Raw genomic sequence first — 4,893 nt, 5'->3', positions numbered from 1 at the left:
GCGACAAACTGCTGCGCCTCGTTCCTCGTGGGCGGATGAGCCACCAGCCTGAGCTTGGCCAGCCGAGGCAATGGATCGTGTTCGCGGTGGTACTCAGCGGGCTCGACGAGCCCCTTCATGAAGGATTCGGCCACGTCGCAGCCCGCCTTCACATCGAACGCCAGGCTTGTCAGAGAGCGATTGCCCCGCAGGGCCTCGCCCAACAATGCCGCGCCCCCCTCTCGAGGCCCGACAAGGAGAGCTCGAGTGAAGTCAGCGACAAACTGCGGGCAATGCCTTCGCTCAAACCCGGCAACCATGGCCCCACCTTGGCTTGAACATGCAGGCACTCCAGCCCGTGCATGTCGGGAAGTCTGTCGGCGATGATCCGCCAGGCCTTGGGCGAGATCTCGCAAGACAACAACCTCCAGCATGGCCACTTGCCTGCAACCCGCCAGGGACGATGCAAGCTCTTGCGCTTCGTCTACATGGAGATGCGCCTTGATCAGGCCGAGACCACGCAAGGATGGACACGCGTTGAACAGTGCAATGAGAATTCCGACGGACTGACTTGTTCGTACTCGAACGCCAACAAACGGAACTTCGAACTTGTTGATCAGTGCGATCAGCGCGCCCTTCCTGCCTTCCGTCAAGTGGGTACCGATCAGCCACATCAGCGCCGCCTTCGATGGCACTCYCGCCTCGTTGACAACGAGGGTGAGTGCCATCGCCGCGTCGACGGTTCCGCCACGCCGCGGACAGTTGCCAAACGGACTACGTATCGCGAACGATCAACTCCAGCGGCAGCAGCACCGAATCCTCCCCGTCGAGCACGATGCGCACCGCCGTCTCGCCCTTCACGACCGCGTTCTGCCGGATCGTCGTCAGCCCGGCCGCGCGGGCCGCCGCGATGTCGTCGAAGCCGACCGCCGCCACCAGCGTGGTGCCGGGCCAGTCGACGATCACGCTGCGCGCCGCGAGCGCCATGCGGTCGCTCATCGCCACCAGCGCGATCCGGCGGTACGGCGCGAGCCGCTCGCGCATCGCCTGCGCCGCCTGCGCGGCCGCGGCCTCGGGCTCGCTGTCGTCGACCGGCGCCCAGAACACCCGCCGCTCGTCGAAGCCCTGCGCCCGCACCGCCTGCGCATAGCCGCTCAGCCGCTCCGACGTGACGAACGGGCTTCGATCCGGCTCCACACCGAGCGCCCGCGCACGCTCGGCATCGTCGAGCGGGAACGTGATCACCAGCACCGCATCGGGCCGCGCGGCCAGCGCATGGCCCATCGCGAGCGCCGCGCCCTGGCGGTCATCGAGGCAGACCGACGGCGTGCCCGGCACCTGCGTGTCGACCAGCACGATCGGCTTGTGCGCCGCCTGCACCTGCGGCACCACCTCGGGGCCGATCTCGGCATGCACGATCAGCGCATCGGCCGTGGTCTGGAACGCGGCCTGCAGCAGCAGCTGGCGGCCGAGCTTCGGGATCAGCTGCAGGCTCAGCCCGCGCAGGTCGAGCTGGCGCGTGACGCCGCGCAGGAAGTCGAGGCTCAGCTCGTCGCCGAACGCATAGCGCAGGTCGTGGTGGAACACCACCGCCACCTCGCGCAGTTCGCGCCGCCGCAGCGCGCGGGCCATCGTGTCGGGCCCGTAGTAGCCGAGCTCGCGCGAGCGGGCGAGGATGGATTCGCGCAGGTCCTTCGACAACTGCTCCGGCCGGTTGAACGCGTTCGACACCGTCGTGCGGCTCACGCCCAGGCTCGCGGCCACATCGGCCAGCGTGAGTCGCGAACGTTCGGGAACAGGTTTCGACATCGGATCGGAAATACAGGCGGGCGGCTGACAGGGCGCGTTGACTATAGCGTCGCACCCGGYAGAATCCGGCCCGCCATGACGAACCTGCCCAGCATCAACACCGACATCGAACACCTGCGGCGCCAGCGCCAGCTCGACTGGGTGGCGTCCGGCCGCGACCTCGTGGTCGGCCACGCCGCCGACTGCCCGCTGCCGCCCGCCGAACTGATGCGGCTCGACGCCCGCCATCCCGCGGTGCGCGAGCTGCACGACAGCGGACTCACCGCCGAGGTGTTCCGCGTGCACGTCGGCGGCCGCGACTGGGCCGTCAAGCGCGCGCGCAGCGCCTGCAAGGTGCAAGGTGTCGACGGCCAGACCTCGTTCCTCAACGAGGTGCAGCGCCGCTCGGAGATGGCCGCCCTGCCCGCGTTGCAACGCCCCGGCCTGAGCCCGACCGTCTACGCGTCGCTGAAGCAGGGCTTGATCGTGTCGCCATGGATCGCCGGCAAACCGGTCCAGGACTGGGACGAGGCCGGGCTGCGCCAGCTGTTCGACAGCGGCCTCGCGCTGCTGCGCGCCGGCTTCTTCGAATGGGACTTCTGCCCCGGCAACGTGTTGCGCGACGCGCGGCAGGTCTGGCTGTTCGACTACGGCTACCTCTATCGCTTCGACCCGCTGCGGCATTTCAACAGCGCCGGCACCGGCCTGAGCGCGCCGCAGCACCACCTGGCCGAGCGCATCGAATCGCGCCACGTGTTCGGCTGGCTGCTGCAGCTGGAGAGCCGCCATGGTGCGGACGCCGCGCTGCGCGCCTTCCGCATGGAGAAGGCGATCGCACTCGACGCGTACGAGCGCCTGCGCAGCCAGCTGGCTGCCGACGGCGCCACGGCCACGGTGCTGCAGTGGCTGGACGGCATCTGCAGCGCGTGGCGCGCCGCGCTCGCCGGGCCGTTGGCCGACCTGTACCTGCGCGAGGGCTGGCGCTCACACGCCACCGATCTCGACGACGACCTGAAGGGGCAGACCTGCACGCCGGCGACGCTGGCGCGCGCCGACTGGCTGCTGCAGGCGCTGCGGCTGCACCACGGGGCGCTGGCGGCACACGGCGCCTGGCAGGGCGAGGATGCGGCCCTCGACCGGCCCGGCCTGATCGCACGCTACGAGCAACGGCGCCGGCAGGCGGTCGAGTTCCAGCTGCCTGCATCTACCTCAGACCACGAAGGCATGCATCGTCCGAACGAATGGCCTCGGCCTGAAAAGGCCTCCTGACAACTGCCGACAGCCGGTCGGCGCCGGTCCTACGATGCGGGCCTTTCCGGACAAATTCCGGACCCATCCCGCCAGACCCAAGGACAGCCCCATGCTCTTCGAACCGACCACCCTCCGCTCGCTGTCGCTGCGCAACCGCATCGTGATGTCGCCGATGACGCGCAGCCGCGCGGTCGAGGCCAACACGCCGAACGCCTTGATGGCCGAGTACTACGCCCAGCGCGCCGGCGCCGGGCTGATCATCACGGAGGGCACCTCGCCGTCGCCGAACGGCCTCGGCTATGCGCGCATCCCGGGCCTGTACAACGCTGCCCACGCCGCCGGCTGGAAGCTGGTGACCGACGCGGTGCACGCCAAGGGCGGCAAGATCGTGATCCAGCTGATGCACACCGGCCGCGTCTCGCACGCCGCCAACCTGCCGGCCGGCGCCGAAGTGGTCGGCCCGACCGCTGCCGTGCTGCCCGGCGAGATGTACACCGATTCGAACGGCATGCAGCCGCACAGCGCGCCGCGTGCGATGACGCAGGCCGACATCGACCACGTGGTCGCCGAGTACGCCGCCTCGGCCCAGCTCGCGATCGAGGCCGGCTTCGACGGCGTCGAACTGCATGGCGCCAACGGCTACCTGATCGAGCAGTTCCTGAACGGCAACGTCAACCAGCGCACCGACGGCTATGGCGGCAGCGCGGCCGGCCGCAACCGCTTCGCGCTCGAAGTGGCGCGCGCGGTGGCGAACCGCATCGGTGCCGGCAAGGTCGGCATCCGCGTGTCGCCGCACGGCGTGTTCAACGCGACCGGCCCGTTCGACGGCGTCGACGAGCAGTACGTCGCGCTGGTGAAGGAGCTGTCGGCCATCGGCCTGCTGTACGTGCACGAGCTCGATCACTCGGCGATGGGCGCGCCCGCGATTCCGGCCGCCACCAAGGCCGCGCTGCGCGAAGCCTTCAAGGGCCCGTTCATCCTGGCCGGCGGCTTCGACCGCGCGAGCGGCGAGAAGACGCTGCAGGCCGGCCAGTCCGACCTGGTCGCCTTCGGCCGGCCGTTCATCTCGAACCCGGACCTGGTCGAGCGGCTGAAGAAAGACGCGCCCCTGACCGCGCCGGACTTCTCGACCTTCTACACGCCGGGCGCCAAGGGCTACACCGACTACGCGGTGCAGACGGCCTGAGGACAGGCGCCGTCGTGGGAACATCGCGCGATACTCCCGTCGCCGATCGTTCCCGCACCGGTGCTTCGTTCCGCCGCTGGAGCGAGGCCTGATCGTTCAATGAGCGTTCGATGAGCCTCCCCTTCGTCCTGCTGTGCGCGGCCCTGTGTGCCGTGTGGATCCCGCCGCTGCCGGTCGCGGGCCGCCGCCTGCCGCTGTGGCCGGTGCTGCACCTGGCGGCCATCGCCACGGCCTGGGCCGGCGGCGTGCTGCAGGYACCCGCGGTCGCGGCGCTCGCGCTGCTGGCGGCCTTCGCCTTCGGCAGCCGGTGGGCGCAAGCGCGCTGGCTGCGTGCCGTGCTGATGGTGCTGGCCGCGGCGCTCGCGATCGCGCTGTTCGTGCACGTGGTGCCGGGCTTTCGCAACCCGAAGCTGTACGACGGCATCCGCTTCACCGCAGACGCGCTGCCCTTCACCCAGTACCTGAACTTCGACAAGGGCTCGGCCGGCCTGCTGTTGCTGGCCGCGTTCGCGCCCCGGGCGGGCACGCTGCGCGAATGGCGCGGCACGCTGGCCGCCGCGGGCCTCACCTTCGCCGCGACGGCCGTGGCGGTGTTCGCGCTGGCCGTGTCGGTGCAGCAGGTCGCCTTCGCGCCGAAGCTGCCGGTGCTCGCGATCCAGTTCCTGCTCGCCAACCTGCTGCTGACCTGC

5 protein-coding genes are annotated in these 4,893 nt (G+C 70.0%); 3 read left to right on the top strand and 2 right to left on the bottom strand.

Features of this window, described 5'->3' with window-relative positions:
• Window positions 1-707 (bottom strand): hypothetical protein (locus tag AC1D01_RS20825; RefSeq protein WP_477869633.1); only part of this gene is annotated, 707 nt, incomplete at its 3' end.
• Window positions 708-753: 46 nt separating this feature from the next.
• On the bottom strand, window positions 754-1,788 hold the full coding sequence (locus tag AC1D01_RS20820) for a substrate-binding domain-containing protein (protein WP_477869631.1): 1,035 nt from the start codon (window positions 1,786-1,788) through the stop codon (window positions 754-756).
• 75 nt (window positions 1,789-1,863) lie between these two features.
• On the opposite strand from AC1D01_RS20820, the gene AC1D01_RS20815 reads away from it, so the two are divergent.
• From AC1D01_RS20815 to AC1D01_RS20805, 3 genes are all read left to right on the top strand, one after another.
• Window positions 1,864-3,036, top strand: a complete 1,173-nt coding sequence (locus tag AC1D01_RS20815; protein WP_477869629.1) for a protein kinase family protein — start codon at window positions 1,864-1,866, stop codon at window positions 3,034-3,036.
• Window positions 3,037-3,127: 91 nt separating this feature from the next.
• Window positions 3,128-4,204, top strand: coding sequence for an alkene reductase (locus tag AC1D01_RS20810; protein WP_477869627.1), 1,077 nt, complete (start codon window positions 3,128-3,130; stop codon window positions 4,202-4,204).
• A gap of 110 nt (window positions 4,205-4,314) precedes the next feature.
• Window positions 4,315-4,893 (top strand): CPBP family intramembrane glutamate endopeptidase (locus AC1D01_RS20805; RefSeq protein WP_477869625.1); only part of this gene is annotated, 579 nt, incomplete at its 3' end.

It is taken from the genome of Rhizobacter sp. P3_B12 (assembly GCF_056402895.1).
Note: the sequence above shows the minus strand (reverse complement) of the source record. Positions and strands in the feature narration are given on the sequence as shown.